Origin of the sequence: Edaphobacter paludis (assembly GCF_039993895.1) — a bacterium.
Classification (GTDB): domain Bacteria; phylum Acidobacteriota; class Terriglobia; order Terriglobales; family Acidobacteriaceae; genus Edaphobacter; species Edaphobacter paludis.
The window spans coordinates 253312-269979 of the sequence record NZ_CP121194.1; the positions used below are offsets into that span (position 1 = coordinate 253312).

The 16668-nt window shown below is 54.4% G+C and carries 7 protein-coding genes; 5 read left to right on the forward strand and 2 right to left on the reverse strand.

From position 1 onward, the window contains the following. The first annotated feature begins 549 nt into the window (after positions 1-549). From P4G45_RS00885 to P4G45_RS00900, 4 genes are all read left to right on the forward strand, one after another. Positions 550-3978 (forward strand): carboxypeptidase regulatory-like domain-containing protein, encoded by a 3429-nt coding sequence (locus tag P4G45_RS00885; RefSeq protein ID WP_348267815.1) that lies wholly within the window; start codon positions 550-552, stop codon positions 3976-3978. Positions 3979-4147: 169 nt separating this feature from the next. Beyond that, entirely contained in the window at positions 4148-7546 is a 3399-nt protein-coding gene (locus tag P4G45_RS00890) for a DUF5107 domain-containing protein (protein WP_348267816.1), read from the forward strand. 2 nt (positions 7547-7548) lie between these two features. Further along, on the forward strand, positions 7549-8985 hold the full coding sequence (locus P4G45_RS00895) for a sugar porter family MFS transporter (RefSeq protein ID WP_348267817.1): 1437 nt from the start codon (positions 7549-7551) through the stop codon (positions 8983-8985). 139 nt (positions 8986-9124) lie between these two features. Next, the gene (locus P4G45_RS00900; protein WP_348267818.1) at positions 9125-11137 is read left to right on the forward strand and encodes a glycoside hydrolase family 97 protein; all 2013 of its coding nucleotides are present in this window, start codon (positions 9125-9127) and stop codon (positions 11135-11137) included. A gap of 21 nt (positions 11138-11158) precedes the next feature. Here P4G45_RS00900 and P4G45_RS00905 read toward each other — a convergent pair whose 3' ends face one another. Beyond that, on the reverse strand, positions 11159-12262 hold the full coding sequence (locus P4G45_RS00905) for a LacI family DNA-binding transcriptional regulator (protein WP_348267819.1): 1104 nt from the start codon (positions 12260-12262) through the stop codon (positions 11159-11161). Between the two features lie 320 nt (positions 12263-12582). Here P4G45_RS00905 and P4G45_RS00910 point away from each other — a divergent pair, with 320 nt between their 5' ends. Continuing rightward, complete coding sequence (locus P4G45_RS00910) at positions 12583-14148, forward strand: putative Ig domain-containing protein (RefSeq protein ID WP_348267820.1); 1566 nt, start codon at positions 12583-12585, stop codon at positions 14146-14148. Between the two features lie 308 nt (positions 14149-14456). Here the strand turns inward: P4G45_RS00910 and P4G45_RS00915 are convergent, their stop codons facing one another. Continuing rightward, complete coding sequence (locus tag P4G45_RS00915; protein WP_373694134.1) at positions 14457-16367, reverse strand: beta-galactosidase; 1911 nt, start codon at positions 16365-16367, stop codon at positions 14457-14459. Positions 16368-16668: the final 301 nt, after the last annotated feature.

The window sequence follows — 16668 nt, forward strand, 5'->3', positions numbered from 1 at the left end:
TCGGGATTATTCCCAGTGTTAGTGGCGTTGATTGGCCATGGCATATCGGAGGGGACGGTATCGTCCGATGGAACTCCAAATGACAAGCGATCGAGAAATCGAGTACCTGACAGAGGAATTGCTCCGTGACTTTCTTGGCGAGCGTGTGCACCGTGTAGGCGTCTGACGGTTTTGGAGTGCGGCACGACCGAAATACGTGCGACGTACACGTACTATTTGATTGCCCGATTCCTAATAAATATTAGGTATTAAAAAATTGCATTGACATACGTTACCGCGAACTCATAAGGTGTCCGCGTGTGCTAATCTCTGCATCCCGAAGCACCCTGGAAGGTGCCCGAGCGTGGAGATTGAAGACTGCAAATGCAGAGAGTTCCAATGCGGGGTGGCGTCGAACGCCCCTTAGCGAGGGGCCGCTGCACAGATTCATGAACTTAGGGGGAAGGCCATATGAAACTCTTGAATAAGAAAGTAAAGCAACAGCGGAGGTGGACTCAACTGTTCGCGTTCGTTTCGCTCTTTTTAATTGCCGTAGGATCATCGAATCTCATGGCGCAGGTTGATCAGGGCGCTGTTACGGGCGTTGTCACCGACAGCACGGGTGCAGCCATCGCCAATGCGAAGGTAATCCTCAACGCTACGGACACAGGGTTGGCGCTGGAGCGAGAGACGAACGGCAACGGCATCTATACCTTCTCGCCAGTAAAAATCGGCAAGTATAGCGTGAGCGCGACGGCCCCAGGGTTTACTACTACAACTCGTGAGAACCTGGTGGTGGATATCCAGGCTCGTATCAGTGTCAACCTCACGCTGAAGCTAGGTTCTGTTTCCGATACGGTAACGGTCTCGACAGCGCCTCCGTTACTTGAGACGCAGACGGGTGCTGTCGGCCAAGTGGTCACCGCGAAGGAGATCAATGATACGCCGCTGAATGGACGGAACTGGGTTTACATCGCACAGCTCACAGCCGGTGTGGCACCTCCATTTGGAGGAACGCGCGGCTCGGGGAAAGGCGACTTCGTAGCAAACGGACAACGCGCCGAGCAGAACAACTTCATCCTCGATGGCGTGGACAACAATACGAACCTGGTGGATTTTTTGAACGGATCGACCTATGTGCAACGCCCTCCGCCGGATGCTTTGGCCGAATTCAACTTGCAGACTAGCAATTACAGTGCGGAGTTTGGACACTCTGCGGGCGCCGTGATGAATGCCAGCATCAAGTCGGGAACGAACAACATTCACGGTGATATTTGGGAGTACTTCCGCAGCGATAAACTCAACGCGAAGAACTGGAATGCCCTCACGATTCCCGAGTTTCATCAGAATCAGTTTGGAGCGACGCTCGGATTTCCTGTGTGGAAAGACAAGCTTTTCTACTTCGGCGATATTGAGGTTAACCGCGTTGTGGTCGGCAATACCGGGACCTATACTGTGCCAACAGCACTGATGCGTCAGGGCAACTTTTCGGAATTGCTAAACCCGACACTCACGGGCCAGAATCAGGCCGTTGTGCTCTATCAGCCAGGAACTGGCGGCACGGCGCTCCTCGCCTGCAATGGTCAGCAGAATGTCTTCTGTGCCAGTCAGATAAACGCCGTGGCGAAAAACATTCTGAATCTATATCCCATGCCCAACGCGAACGGCAACAAAACCTATAACAACTACATTATCAACACCAATAAGAACGACAATACGGTCCAGTGGGACCAGCGTATGGATTACAACATCGCCCACAAAGACCAGCTCTATGGCCGGTTCAGTTACGTTCATGAGATCGTTCTGAACACACTGCCGCTCGGTCCAGTTCTGGACGGCAGCCCATATGGAGGAGAGCATGATACGAATCTCGCAGAGAATGGCATGTTCAGCGAGACGCACACATTCGGCCCAACGACCGTCAATGAGTTCCGCTTCGGTTACAACTGGGGTCAGTTCAGCTTTCTGCAGCCCAACGCAACGAACTATACGCTTGCGGCTTCCCTGGGGCTCGGCAACGTTCCAGCATCGCCGTACGAAGGTGGACTTCCGCAAGGTAACGTGAGCAATCTAAGCACGTGGGGTTCGCAAGGAACATCGACCGAATCGCAGAATGTGTATCAGATACTCGATAACCTGACTAAGACGATGGGTAACCACTCGCTAAAAATGGGGGTGGCGCTGGAAAACATCCGGTTCTATTACACCTATGCACAAAACCCTCGCGGATCTTATACCTTTAGCGGCAATTACACGAGCCTTCCTGGAACGAGCTACACCGGCTACGGTGTTGCAGACTTTCTGGCAGACCAGATGAAGACAGCCTACCTGACGAATGCACCTGGTGTTCACGATCAAAACTGGTATGACTCTGGTTACGTGCAGGATGACTGGCGTGTGACGTCCAAGCTGGCTTTAAATCTAGGTGTGCGCTACGACTGGTATGAGCCGTATCGCGAATCCCGAGACAGACAATCTAACTTTGTTGTGACGGGAAGCGAGCCCGGACACGGTACTGCTCTCTATCAGCTCCCGAGTTCGGCACAGAAGTACGCACTGAGCGCGCCGTTCCTGGCATTGCTTGCCAAGGACAACGTGGCAGTACAGTACGTCAACAACGCGCGGCTGGTGAGCTCTCAGTACACCAACTTCGCTCCTCGAGTGGGCTTCTCTTATTCGCTCGATCCGAAGACTGTGATCCGCGGTGGTTTCGGCATCTTCTACGGCGGCTTGCAGAGCGAGGGAAATACTAACTTGGGCACAAACTACCCGTTCTCGCTGACTTACTCCGTTCCTACTCCGACCTGCGCCGTAGGCAATTGCCCCGCAATTCCTTACACGCTGGAGAGTGGATTGCCGGTACTGACGACCTCAAGTTCTCCATCGCAGCCAGGCTTCCACGCCTCGGACCTGAATATGAAGACTCCGTATACGGAGAATTACAGCCTGTCGTTCCAGCGAGCGCTAACGTCGAACCTGGTGGCGTCGATCGCATACGTTGGGAACGAGTCCCGTCACCTGTCAACTTACTGGGCTCCGAACTCTTCTCAGGTCTTGCTTCGTAGTGGTGTGAGTACCTTGCCATACCAAGCTTTCCCAGACCTTGGGGGAACTGGCCAGATCCAATATACCGGCTTCAGCGATTACAACTCACTCCAGGCGAAATTGGAAAAGCGGTTCTCGCGTGGCTTGACTTTTCTGACCACCTATACCTGGGCTCATGCAATGGACGACTCAAGCTCCGCTGGCGGCCTATCAAGCGGAATCGGGGTGCGTTCGTATTTCCTGCTGGGCATTCCATCGGAATATACGAACTCCACATATGACGTCCGCAACCGTTACACGTTGAACGGCAACTATGAGTTGCCGTTCGGACAGGGCCGAGCGCATTTGAACAGTTCACGCTTGCTCGACGTAGTTATTGGCGGATGGTCCGCCAGCGCGACCTTTGCGGCACAGTCGGGAACCCCGTTTTCGGTAGGTCCAAGTAACAGTACCGCAGCTGGAGGAAGCGCCCGTGCCGTCCGCATACGTGATCCCTTTTCTCCCGGTGGGTCGGGGGCAAACTGCTCCGCTTCGGTCCGCACACGTACCCACTATTACAACCCGTGCGCCTTTACGGATCCACTGCCCGGCAATTTAATCTGCCCGGTTGGTACCCGTGTGGGCACGGTAGTGGCAGGAGTAGCTTGCACGTATGCCGGTCCTATCGCAGACCCGAAAACTGCGCTCGCCTTCCTTGGAGGCAAGCAAAATCAGGTTTATGGTCCAGGTTACTGGCGTGCGGATATGTCGCTCTTCAAGAATTTCATTACCGTCCGAGAACAGTACCTGCAATTTCGTGTGGACGGCTTCAACGTGTTCAATCATCCGACATGGGCTAACCCGTCGACCGCGAATACGAGCGCGTCGGCCGGTCTGATCACCTCACCGAAGACGTTTCAGGCCAACACGCCGGATGCGCGCTTCCTGCAACTCTCCGCGAAATATATTTTCTAGCGGAGACTTAGGCAGAGCCGATGCAGGGCGGATTAATCCGCCCTGCACTTTATATTTCGTGCCGACCGACGGAGAAATTATCACTCTGCGACCATAATGGAGACGATAGGCCACTATGCTGATGGCGTAATGGTTACTGTAGGAGTAGTACAAGAGGCATGAGTAAATCATGATGACAGGTAGTACGGAAACTCAAAAAGACAGCGAGTCGGCCAAGCTTACGCTGCCCACAGCGCCACCCTCTGAGACTGAAGCAGTCAAAGCATGGAATGAGCCAGTCGTGCTGCGCACCTATAATCCCGCTCCCCCTGATCCGAATCCTTTGTTTCTCGAAAAGCGCGTTTACCAAGGGAGCAGTGGCCGCGTGTATCCACTGCCTGTGATTGATCGAATCGAAACAGAGGCGATAGACCAGGAGTGGGAGGCGGTTCATCTGGAGAATCAATATCTGCGGTTGATGGTACTTCCGCAGATCGGTGGTCGCATCCATGTCGGCGTGGACAAGCGTAACGGTTACGACTTCTTCTATCGGCAGAACGTCATTAAACCTGCACTTGTTGGTCTTGCGGGGCCGTGGATTTCGGGAGGCGTTGAGTTCAACTGGCCACAGCACCACCGGCCTGCGACTTACATGCCGGTCGAGGTGGAAATAGAAAGATCGGCAGACGGTTCTATAACCATCTGGTGCAGTGACCATGACCCGATGACGCGCATGAAAGGGATGCACGGCATCCGTCTGCGTCCGGGACGGGCGTATGTCGAAGTTCGCGTGCGCCTGTACAACCGGACTACCGATACGCAGACGTTCCTATGGTGGGCGAATGTAGCTACGCATGTGCACGAAAAATATCAATCGTTTTTCCCGAAGGATGTCCGTGTCGTGGCCGACCATGCGAAACGTGCCACCACGCAGTTCCCGCTCAGCCAGGGGACTTATTATGGTGTGAATTATGGAGAACGCGCGAAGCACGGAGTTCCCACAGAAGAAATGCCGTCCTGTTTCGTCCCAGATGGAAGCTACGAACCGAACGACCTTAGCTGGTATTCAAATATTCCGGTTCCGACAAGCTATATGATCGCGGGTTCACGCGGCGATTTTGCCGGCGGGTATGATCACAAACGCGCCGCCGGGCTGGTGCACTTTTCGAATCATCATATTGCTCCGGGGAAAAAACAGTGGACGTGGGGCAACCACAACTTTGGATATGCGTGGGATCGTAGCCTGACTGATGCGGATGGACCGTACGTGGAGTTAATGGCAGGCGCGTATACCGACAATCAACCGGACTTCTCGTTCCTTGCGCCCGGAGAGACGAAAACGTTCAGCCAGTACTGGTATCCGATCCGCGAGATAGGCGTTCCGGACCTGGCAAATCTCGATGCCGCGCTGCATGTCGAAAAAACGCCGGCAGGTATTCTGCTTCACCTCGAAGTGACGAGCGAGTTGCGCAATCTGTGCCTGCGGGTCCGCGAAGCTAGCAAAGAGATCGATCGCTGGGAGGGTGACCTGTCTCCTGCGGAACCGCTACATCATGCCGTTGCGAAGCTGTGCGATCCATATGATCTGGAAGTAATTTTGGAACGTGATGGAGAGGTGCTGCTGCGTTATGCGCCGGCTGAAATTGAACCTGCAGAAGATCCTGTTGTGGCCACGGAGCCTCCGCTTCCCGACGCTGTGTCCAGCAGCGATGAGTTATTCCTGATAGGTTTGCATCTCGAACAATACCGGCATCCGACGCGTTCTCCGGATGCGTACTGGAGAGAGGCTCTGTGCCGCGATGCAGGTGATAGTAGGGCTAATCACGCCATGGGCCGATGGCATATGCGGCGCGGCGAGTTTGAACTGGCAGAAAAGTACCTTCGCAATGCCATCGCGCGTCTGACCGAACGAAATCCAAATCCGTACGATGGCGAACCGCACTACAACCTCGGCCTTACACTCTGCTACCAGGGGCAGATGTCCAAGTCGTATGACGCTTTCTACAAATCGACGTGGAATGCAGCGTGGCGTGGACCGGCCTACCACCGGCTTGCCGAAATTGACTGTTCACGACAGCAGTGGAATCTTGCACTGGATCATATTGAATGTTCTCTACGTGCTGAAGCCGACAACTTGAATGCACGAAATTTGAAGACGATCTTGCTGCAGAAGTTGGGTCGAGAGGTAGAGGCTAGGGAGATACTGCGGGAGACGCGTAAGCTCGACCCGCTCGATATTTTCAGTCGCTGGCTACTATCGCGGCACAATCCGGAGGATCCGCAACAACGGCTCGATCTCGCTTTTGACCTTGAGCGCTGTGGTCTGTTAGAGGAAGCGGTTGAGTTGATGACTGCACCGCACCTCGAGAAGATTGATGGAACCGAGCCTCTGCTCCATTATGCGGCAGCACATTTCCTGCAAAAGCTGAAGCGTCCACAAGAGGCCGCGGAACAATATCGCAAAGCTGCGGCTGCGCCCTCGCAATACGTATTTCCTAGCAGATTGGAGGAAATGCTGTTGCTGCAGGAAGCAACGGAGCGGAACCCGTCTGATTCGCGAGCGGCCTATTTCCTGGGCAATTTGCTCTATGATCGCCGACGCCATGCTGAAGCCATGGCGCAATGGAGCCGCGCGGCAGAACTCGATCCCCAGTTCCCGACTGTGTGGCGCAATCTGGGGTTTGGCTATTTCAATGCGATGCACAACCCGAGTTCGGCAGTGCATGCGTTCGAGCGTGCGCGCGCATTGGCACCCCAGGATGCTCGGATTCTGTACGAGTACGATCAGCTATTGAAGCGGACTGGAGCGGGTCTGAAGCAGCGACTCAAGATGCTTCAGCAGAATGCGGCTCTCGTAAAGAAGCGTGACGATCTGTCCGTAGAATTGGCATCTTTGCTGAACAGTGTGGGTGAGCCTGGAATTGCTCTGGGTATACTGCTGGACCGGCACTTCCAGCCTTGGGAGGGAGGCGAAGGACAGGTTCTGACGCAGTATGTGAGAGCGCATCTGCTGATAGCCCAACGAGCTTTGCAACAGGGAGACTTCAGGGGTGCACTGGAGCAGCTAAAGCAGGCAGAGGCACCCCCCACAACGCTAAGTGAGGCGAAGCATCTGCTGATGAACATGAGCATGGTGGATTACTTTGCGGGTGTTGCCGAAGCAGGCGTGGGAAATACGCACGCTGCCGCAGAACGGTGGGAGCGCGCAGCGAAGTCTCAGGGTGATTTCCAACACATGCAGGTGCAAGATGTCTCCGAGAACACCTTTTGGAGTGCCATGGCATTGACACGGTTGGCACGCGAGGACGAAGCAAAAATGCTTTTTGCAAAGATTGCAGAGCATGGGCGGCAGTTGATATTGGAAGAGCCGAAGATCGACTATTTTGCCACTTCGCTGCCCGCAATGTTGCTGTTCGAAGAAGACCTTAGGCGGGGGCAGAAGTTGCGAGCACAGTTTTTGCAGGCGCAAGCGTTGATTGGATCGAACGGAGCCATGCGTGAAGAAGGCTTGAAGGTTCTGGAAGAGATTCTCTACGAAGACAACAGCAATACGGGAGCAATTGATCTGTTTAAGCTTTTTGGAAGGTAATCATGCAGGCAACATCACTCCAATTCGCGCATACGGACTCAGGCATACCTGCACGGAGAGGGTATGTATGGTGGATTGCGGCCGTCGCTGCGCTGGGTGGTCTTTTATTCGGCTATGACTGGGTCGTTATCGGAGGAGCGCGGCAGTTCTACGAGGTGTATTTTCACCTTACGTCGGATGCACTGGTGGGCTGGGCGAACAGTTGTGCACTGCTCGGCTGTCTGGTTGGGTCACTCGCTGCCGGCACTTTGGCAGAGCGATGGGGCCGCCGCCCGCTCCTGCTGGCTGCCGCCATTTTGTTCGGTGTATCCTCTGCGTTCACCGGTTGGTCACACATCTTTTCCACCTTTATTTTCTGGCGGATCGCGGGCGGAATAGCCATCGGAGTGAGCTCCAACGTTTCGCCGCTCTATATCGCGGAGATCAGCCCAGCCGCGATCCGCGGGAAGCTGGTTGCGTTGAATCAATTTGCAATCGTCGTCGGAATTTTGATTGCACAGATTGCGAACTGGCTCATCGCTCGCCCGATCCCAGCGGGAGATACCGGGGCGCAGATAATGCAGTCGTGGAATGTACAGTATGGTTGGCGCTGGATGTTCTTCGCAATAGTGTTGCCCGCTTTGATCTTTACGGTTACGTCTTTCTTCCTTCCCGAGAGCCCGCGCTGGCTGCTTGCTCGCGGAAGGGACGTGGAGGCGCAACGCATCTTGCAGAGGGTCGGCGGTGAGAACTATGCATCAATAGAGATCGCGACCATAGAAACATCGTTGCACGAAGACTCCGCGGTAAGGGCATCCTGGACTGAGCTATTGCGTCCGGGTCTGCGTAGAGTGGTACTCCTGGGTATGGGACTGGCGGTGCTGCAACAGTGGACCGGCATCAATATTCTGTTCAATTATGCGGCGGAGGTCTACCGCAGCGCCGGTTACGGTTCAAACGATATCTTCCTGAATATCGTAATTACGGGTTCGATCAACCTGCTATTTACTGTGCTCGCAATGTTCCTTGTGGAAACAATAGGAAGGCGAAAGCTGATGCTGGCGGGTTGCATCGGAATTGCAGCTTCCCACTTGCTGTGCGCTCTTGCATACCGTCGCGCGTGGCCGGGACCCGTGGTATTGACGCTTACGCTTAGTGCGATCGCTTGTTATGCCGTGACGCTGGCGCCGGTCACGTGGGTTCTAATTGCCGAGATATTTCCCAATCGTGTCCGTTCGCATGGAGTCTCTGCTGCCGTGAGCACATTATGGCTGGCGTCATTCGCTCTCACGTACACGTTCCCGCTCCTGAACCACGCTTTCGGTACGGGAGGGGTGTTTGTAACCTATGGCGTCATCTGTGTGATTGGATTCGTGATGGTGTATTTCGGTGTAGCGGAGACTAAGGGCCGTACGCTGGAGCAGATCGAGTTGTCCGTTGCAGAGCGCCGCACGGGCTGAGAAAGTTTATCTTGACAATCTTTTCCTTCAAGGGCTAGTGTGATCACCGGTAACGTACACAATAGGCTTTTCAGCATTACCTTCCATTATGACGCAAGTCCAAATATGCTCTTCCAATCATTTCTGAGGTTCAATTTTCATGATCAATCGCATCTGCTGTTCCTTTGCTCTTGTAGGCTTGGCGATTGCCTTTCCGATAGCCGGCATCTCACAGGCCACGACTCCAAGCGTGAGTTCCCCTGATGGACAATTGGTGATGAGCTTTTCTGTTCAGCCTTCGGCTTCCTTGGGTGAGGACGGCAGTGGGCGGCTGATGTACTCGGTCACGTTCCATGGCAAACCGGTGATTGATAAGTCGGCGCTGGGCCTCGATCTGGATGACAAGACGCCGCTTGGTATGAACGTGACCATCACAGGCAGCAAGGCCGACAGCGGCGTTGACGATTATTCGCTGGCGTTCACCAAAGTGAGCCATGTACACGATACCTACAACAGCCTCGCGGTAACGGTGAATGAAGCAGGTTCTCAGGGTGGGCGTTCGATGATCGTGGAGGCACGAGCCTATAACAGTGGCATTGCCTTTCGCTACGTGCTGCCGAAGCAGGCTGCGATACCAAGCCTACATGTTAGCGGCGAGGACACCGAGTTTCGCTTTACGCAGGACGACACAGCCTGGGTGCTCGCTTTGCCGGGTTATCGTTCCAGCTATGAGAGCGAGTATGTACGCTACAACTTATCCTCGTTGAGCAACCAGGGAGGCATTTCAAGCAAGTTTCTGATCGGGATGCCCGTATTACTGCAGCAGCCGGGGGGTGCGTGGATGTCTCTGATGGAAGCTGATCTGGAAGGGAACAGCTCGGCATACGTGACCAACCCCACGGGCAGTTGGGCGGGTCATATGTTCAGTGTTAAGTTGTCGCCTCGTGAAGACGATCCTGCATATGCGGTAATCGGTGATTTACCGCACCACTCGGCGTGGCGGGTCCTCGGTGTGGCGGATGAGCCGGGACGCCTGGTGGAGGCCAACCTGCAAACTGACCTGAGTCCGCCAAATCGCGTGCAGGACACAAGTTGGATCCATCCGGGGAAGGCATCGTGGAACTGGTGGGTCGATAACGTCAACAAAGATGGCAACTCCGGAAATAAATACTTCACTACCGACACGATGAAGGAATACGTGGATTTTGCAGCCGCAGCAGGGTTCCCCTATTTCTTTCTGGATGCGGGATGGGCGGCGCGCGATATAACGCAGATGAATGGCCGTGTCGACATACCGGCGTTAGTACAGTATGCAGCTAAGAAGAACGTGAAGGTATGGATATGGCTGTACTCGGAATCGGTGATGCGCCAGATGAAAGAAGCTTTCCCCGTATACGAGAAGTGGGGCGTTGCTGGGCTCAAAATCGACTTTGTTAACCGCGACGATCAGGATGGTATCCAGTTTTTCTATGACGTGGCCCGCTATGGCGCGGAGCATCATCTGATGATCGACTTCCATGGATGCCACACGCCGTGGGGGCTGATGCGAGCTTATCCGAACGTGATGAGTTACGAAGGCGTACTTGGCTTGGAAAACAACAAGATGGGCCGCCGAGATAGCCCAGTAGACAGGTCAGTCTTTCCGTTCACGCGGCTGCTGGCAGGACCGATGGACTACACGCCCGGGGCCTTCGATAACGCCACCGAAGCAGGGTTTGTGGCTCGCAACGCCGCTCCGATGGCGATGGGAACACGGGCCCAGCAACTGGCGCTGTATGTGGTGTATGAGAACCCAATTCCGATGGTCTCGGATAGCCCGCAGAATTATAAGGGACAGGCGGCATTTCAGTTTCTGAAGGATGTGCCGACAACATGGGACGAGACGCATGTTCTGAGCGGAGCGCCCGGTGAGTTTGCCACTATTGCGCGTAGGCATGGGAACGAGTGGTACTTAGGTAGCATGACGAACTGGGACGCCCGGACGTTGCAGGTCCCCCTGCAGTTTCTAGGAGCAGGCAGCTACGTGGCAGAGATCTATGAGGATGGTCCGGATGCGGCCACTCAGCCAAAGCATGTCACCATTCGCAAAGAAAATGTAACCGCAAAGACGACAATGACTCTGCGCCTTGCTCCCGGAGGTGGTGCGGCCATCCGTTTCGTGCCAAAGAAGTAGCGCCGCGGTCGGGTGTCAGCTTCAACCTTCCCGCCGCGGTCGCAGTTCCGATTCGATGTCTTCCTGGCGTTCGGGGATATCGCCGCTAAAGAGCGACAGATTGCTGCGGAAGACAATATGGGGCGCCAGCCGAATAAAAGGCTGGCGCTTATCATCTCGCAGCAGATAGGCAAGCAACTGTTCAAAGGCAAGCTTTCCTTGCGTAAAGGGGCGTTGATGCAGGGTCGCAAGAACTTTTCCAAGTTCAATTAGGGGAACTAGCTCGTGATACAAATCGGTCGTAACAATGGAGACCTTGCCGAGCATGCCAAGCTCATCGAGGGCCTGCAATACTGGCATACTATTCGCTGTACTCAAGTAAAGCCCTTCCGGGCGATTGCGCGCTTGCATGAGTTGCCGTGCCTGACGATACGCATCCTTGGGTCTCTCATGGCTCTCCAACGCCGGCAGCAGAGAAAGATGCGGAGCTTGAACTGCAAGCGTGGCGGCAAAGCCGCGCAGCTTTTCGGCGTGGTCCATCATAGAGAGCTCTCCGGAGAAGACAGCCACATTGCCTCTCTTGCCAAGCCGGAGCGCGAGCAATTCGGCCGCCATCGACCCGCTGACATACGAATGCGCGGCTATGGAACCTATTCGGTCGCTGTTCGGAGCATCGCTACTGACGCACATCATGGCGGTGCCGGCTCTCGTAAGCTTCCGGATGATGGGATCGAAGCGCCGCATATTTCCAGGAAGGAATATGATGCCGTCGTAGTGACGCTGCACCGCGTGCGCAAATGCTTCTTCTTCTCCAACCCCCGCTCGCGGATACTCATGGAACTCGAGCGAAACCTGCGTGCTGATGGGGGCGGCCGCGGCAGTGCGAATTCCGGCACGCAAAGGATCGAAAAAGTAGGAGATCTCTTTGGGAAGGACTGCTGCGATCGAGATGCGACGATTGAGCTTCAGCGCCTGTGCAGCGAGGTTGGGGCGATAACCCAGCTCCGCTGCCCGTTGCAGGACGCGAGCCTTGGTGTGTTCGCTAACTCCGGAGCGGTTGTGCAGCGCACGATCGACGGTCCCAATCGATACCTTGAGCGCTCGCGCTATATCTTTGATCCCGACTTGGTCGGAGGTGTCGTGCATGCCTGATCCCAGCTTCCAGATGCGTTGTTAGCGGCAAACTCCAAAATTATCTCACGCGTGTTAAACACAAGGTGAACTGTGGCAGAAAGGCTAAAAGCCTGACGACAAAGAGGGAGTCTATGCCGCGTTGCGCCGGATCGTTTGCAGTACTCGGTAGGCCACCTGAGAAAAGGCGCCCCGAGCCGGAGGACGCGAGCAGTTTTGGTATTTGCACTGCAGATTAGTTCGCGGCGGTTATGTTGTAGACGTCACGTGACGAAATAGTGGTTCACGAAGTCGGCGCTCATGCGTATTACTTGATTGCCTGGAGAAAATAAAAAATGGGATGCAAACTAAATCGCCGTTCGCGCTCTTTTTCGCTCATTCTACTCTGGATGGCCTGTCAGTCGTTGTCTGCGTTCGGCCACGCATTGCCAGAGGTTCGTACGCCCAAAGCACCTGCAACTCCACGCATTAACGGCCCGGTAGTTTACGGTACGAGAGCCGGACACCCATTTCTCTATCGCATCCCTTGTACAGGTATACGTCCGATGCGCTTCTCGGTAAAAGGACTTCCGGCATCGCTTAAAGTGGATCAGGAATCCGGGATTATTTCTGGGCTTTCTCCAAAGAAGCAGGGCAATTACATCTTGAGCGTAAAAGCAACAAACAAGCTAGGCACAACATCTCGGAAGTTCACTGTTGTAGTCGGCGACAAGCTTGGTCTTACTCCGCAGATGGGTTGGAACGACTGGTACACGCATTATGCCCATCCTACGGATGGCAACATTCGCGCAGCAGCGGATGCAATGATTTCCTCTGGTATGGCTGATTATGGCTATCAATACATCGATATTGATGACGCATGGGCGCGGAAACCTGGATCCGACGTTCCGGAATTGATGGGACCGCCTCGTGATAAGAACGGTTCTATCCTTTCTAACAATCGTTTCCCGGATATGAAAGCACTTACAGACTTCATCCACTCTCGTGGGTTGAAAGCTGGTATTTATTCTTCGCCCGGGCCTCTTACCTGTGCAAGGTTTGATGGGTCGTATGGTCATGAAGAAGCGGACGCTCAACGTGTGTCGCAGTGGGGATTCGACCTGCTCAAATATGATATGTGCAGTTACAGAACTGTTATGAAAGACCGGAGTTTGCCGGAACTTCAAAAGCCATATATTAAGATGGGTAGCCTGGTCCACAACTTGGATCGGGACGTCGTTTTCAATATGTGCCAATATGGCATGGGAGATGTCTGGAAGTGGGGAGCTGCGGTTGGCGGATCATCATGGCGCACGACCGGCGATCTTGGGTTAGCTAAGAACGACTCTTTGCCAGGGTTCTATTCTGTCGGTTTTGCAAATGCTGCTTTAGATAAGTACGCCGGGCCGGGAGGATGGAATGACCCAGACTACATCCTGATTGGAACCGTGGGAGACGCTAATAAACAGGGCCTGTCACCACAGCCAACACGTCTGACGCCCGAGGAACAATATAGCTACATGTCGATGTGGTCGCTCATGGCATCGCCGCTTTTCTTTTCTGGTGACATGACGAAGTTAGATAAATTTACGTTGGGTGTGCTGGATAACTCGGAAGTCATTGATATAGATCAGGACTCTCTAGGTAAGCAAGCAAAAATTTTCCGGCATACACGCCAGGAATTTATTCTCGTTAAGCCGTTGGCCGATGGCTCTCTGGCTGTAGGTCTCTTCAATGTTGGCTCCGTCCCGCTCAGGATGTCCGTGGGCTGGAAAGATCTTGGTCTGGAGGGAAGTGCGCAAGTTCGTGATGTCTGGCGCCAAAAGAGTCTTGGTTCCTTTGCAAATAGCTTTAGTTCACAAGTGGCAGTCCATGACGTGGTGCTGATAAGAATTAAACCAAGAAAAATTACAAAGAAGTAAATTGGGATTCTACCGAGCAATGTTTGCCGTCCATTGCTTTGATCTAGCAGCTTCCGTTAATAGCATTTCGCGAGGCTGCCATCCCTTAGTCGCTTATCATTTCGGCTTGCCCCGAGCAGAAGCAGGTTACAAGTAGCCGCCGCACGCGGTGATCTCCGTCAACTTCAGACTCGCCAAAACGTCCTATGTAGTCTGCTTTAGCTCGGCAAAAATGAGCCACCGAAGCCGCTGCGGTCGCTATCAGATGCATAGGACAAACGGGATATGCCTGCGTGGCTTTCGGCCAAGTCATGGAACTACTACTACTTCTACCGCGTCACATCCTTCGCTTGGACGAGCACTGCCACTCCGTACACTGGAAGTTTGACGGAATGCACTCTCTGATCTGTCAACGCGTCTTTCATCATGTTAGGCAGAACAACTGTCTGTGCAGCGTGCGATAGATTCTCGACAATAAATACTTTCCTATCGGCAGCGACACGGCGATAGACCTCTACTCCGTCGGGGACGGCGAAGTCGTCTGGCTTGAGGCTGCTTTCAGTGAGCATCCACTGTACAGCACGCTTCATGCCGGCATCGCCGAACCAGGCACCAATGTAGGTGAACGAGCCGGTGCCGATCTTGCGGGTAACGGCTGCCGGCTCGCCGTCAAGCCAGGAGTGGGGTGCTTGATAGCGCATCAGCACCTTAACATCACTTGCCTGTGGGCGAAGCTGCTCGGCGAAGAGTTCCCCTTTGGATTCGCCCCATTCGCCAGAGATCGCAACGGGGTTCTTGAGAGAGGTGAACTGTTCTACGCGAGCGCCGAGGAGCTGCGTGAGGGGCCCGGGTTGTCGCTGCGGCCAGCGAGAATTATTTTCGTCTTTCATCGCGGAGCGTTGTCCGAAAACCAGGTGTCCGCCTCCCTTGACATAGCGTGTAAGGTTGTCGGCTTCAGCCTGTGTGAGAACTTCGAGGCCGGGGGCGATGACGAGCTTGTACTTCGAGAGATCGCGGTCAGGAGGAACGATATCAATGGTGTAGCCCAGCTCATGAAGCGGAGTGTAGTAGCTCATGAGACTGTTGATTGCATCGTAGGCAGGATTCATCTTCTGCCAGTTAATGTCCCATCTGCTGGGATAGGAGTGCAGGATGGCAACGCTTGCCTCCGGGGACGTTCCCTGGATAGCCGAACCGGCTTTTTCGAACTCTCTGCCTATCTGGGAGTACTCTGTGTAGATCGGATCCGGCTCGCCGTCCACATCCACCAGGGCGCCATGATTTGCTTCGCCGCCATTGAGGGCGTCGCGCCACTGCCAGTAGCTGACGAGGTCGGCGCCGTGGCCGATGTCGGCCCATATGGCAGTGCGCATGGCACCTTTGTCGAGCTGGATGCTGGCGTCGCCGCCGCCACGAGGGCCAGCAGTGGTTTCCATGACCCAGTAGTTTTGGCCCTTGAGACCGCGCATGAGATCATGCGGCGCGCCGTTCTTGATGGGATCGAAGCTCCCTTCCACCTGAGGATTGTCCCAGCCGATGATATCCAGATCCTGGCCGACGGTGTAGTGGTCATACAGGTCATACCAGCCCATCATGTTGGTCGTGATCTTCTGGCGGGGCTCTGCGTACTTGCGGATGGCGTCGATCTGGACTTTTTGGTAGTCACGAAGCGATTCGCTGATGAAGCGCTTAGAGTCGAGCCAAAGGCCGGGGTTGTTGTCGCCGGTTCCGTTGACGAGGGGAATCTCGTTGAACGCAGAGTACGTTTGATTGTCGTATGCGGTGGTCCAGGCTTGATTCAACTTGTCGATAGTGCCGTAACGATGCTCGAGCCATGCGTGGAATTGCGCCTGCGTAGCTGGATCGTACGATTGATTGGAGTATTCGTTGTCGATCTGCCAGCCAATGACATAGGGATTGTGGCCAAAGCGCTTGGAGAGTCGCTCATCCATTTCGCGGGCGAATTGACGATAACGGTTGCTGTTCGAGTTGTCGTGATTGCGGGTCGATCCCGTGTATTGCTTTCCGTTTGCTTCGGTGACGAGGATATCGGGGTACTTGGTGGCCATCCAGACGGGTGGTCCGGCGGTGGGCGTGCCGACAATGACATAGATGCCGTGCTGTCCGGCGAGATTGATGGCACGTTCAAGCCAGTCGAGGTCGTATTTACCTTCCTGCGGTTCGAGAGCAGTCCAGGCGAACTCCGCTACACGCACGACATGCATGTGGGCCTTCTGCATTAGATCCAGATCCGCGTTCCAGCGCGACTCCGGCCATTGCTCTGGATACCACGCCGCACCTAATAGCAGAGGCGGAGGTTCTATTGATGGCTTTTGCGCAGCTGCACAAATAGAACCGATACCGAAAGTCATTCCAATAAAGACTGCGAATAGGGAGGCAAACAAAGATGGCTTGACGGAAGATGCCATAACAGGCATTAGGTAAATCACCTCAAAAAGTAAGTTTAATGAGATTACCTCGATCGCAGTCGTTCTTGCTATGGCAAGATGCTGAATTGCCAGCACCGGATGCATTGTCGTG

What these genes read in the sequence shown, in the direction of transcription:
- P4G45_RS00895 (WP_348267817.1), top strand. Translation starts at nt 7,549, where the DNA reads ATGCAGGCAACATCACTCCAATTCGCGCATACGGACTCAGGCATACCT.
- P4G45_RS00910 (WP_348267820.1), top strand. Translation starts at nt 12,583, where the DNA reads ATGGGATGCAAACTAAATCGCCGTTCGCGCTCTTTTTCGCTCATTCTA.
- P4G45_RS00905 (WP_348267819.1), bottom strand. Translation starts at nt 12,262, where the DNA reads ATGCACGACACCTCCGACCAAGTCGGGATCAAAGATATAGCGCGAGCG.
- P4G45_RS00885 (WP_348267815.1), top strand. Translation starts at nt 550, where the DNA reads ATGGCGCAGGTTGATCAGGGCGCTGTTACGGGCGTTGTCACCGACAGC.
- P4G45_RS00890 (WP_348267816.1), top strand. Translation starts at nt 4,148, where the DNA reads ATGATGACAGGTAGTACGGAAACTCAAAAAGACAGCGAGTCGGCCAAG.
- P4G45_RS00915 (WP_373694134.1), bottom strand. Translation starts at nt 16,367, where the DNA reads ATGCAGAAGGCCCACATGCATGTCGTGCGTGTAGCGGAGTTCGCCTGG.
- P4G45_RS00900 (WP_348267818.1), top strand. Translation starts at nt 9,125, where the DNA reads ATGATCAATCGCATCTGCTGTTCCTTTGCTCTTGTAGGCTTGGCGATT.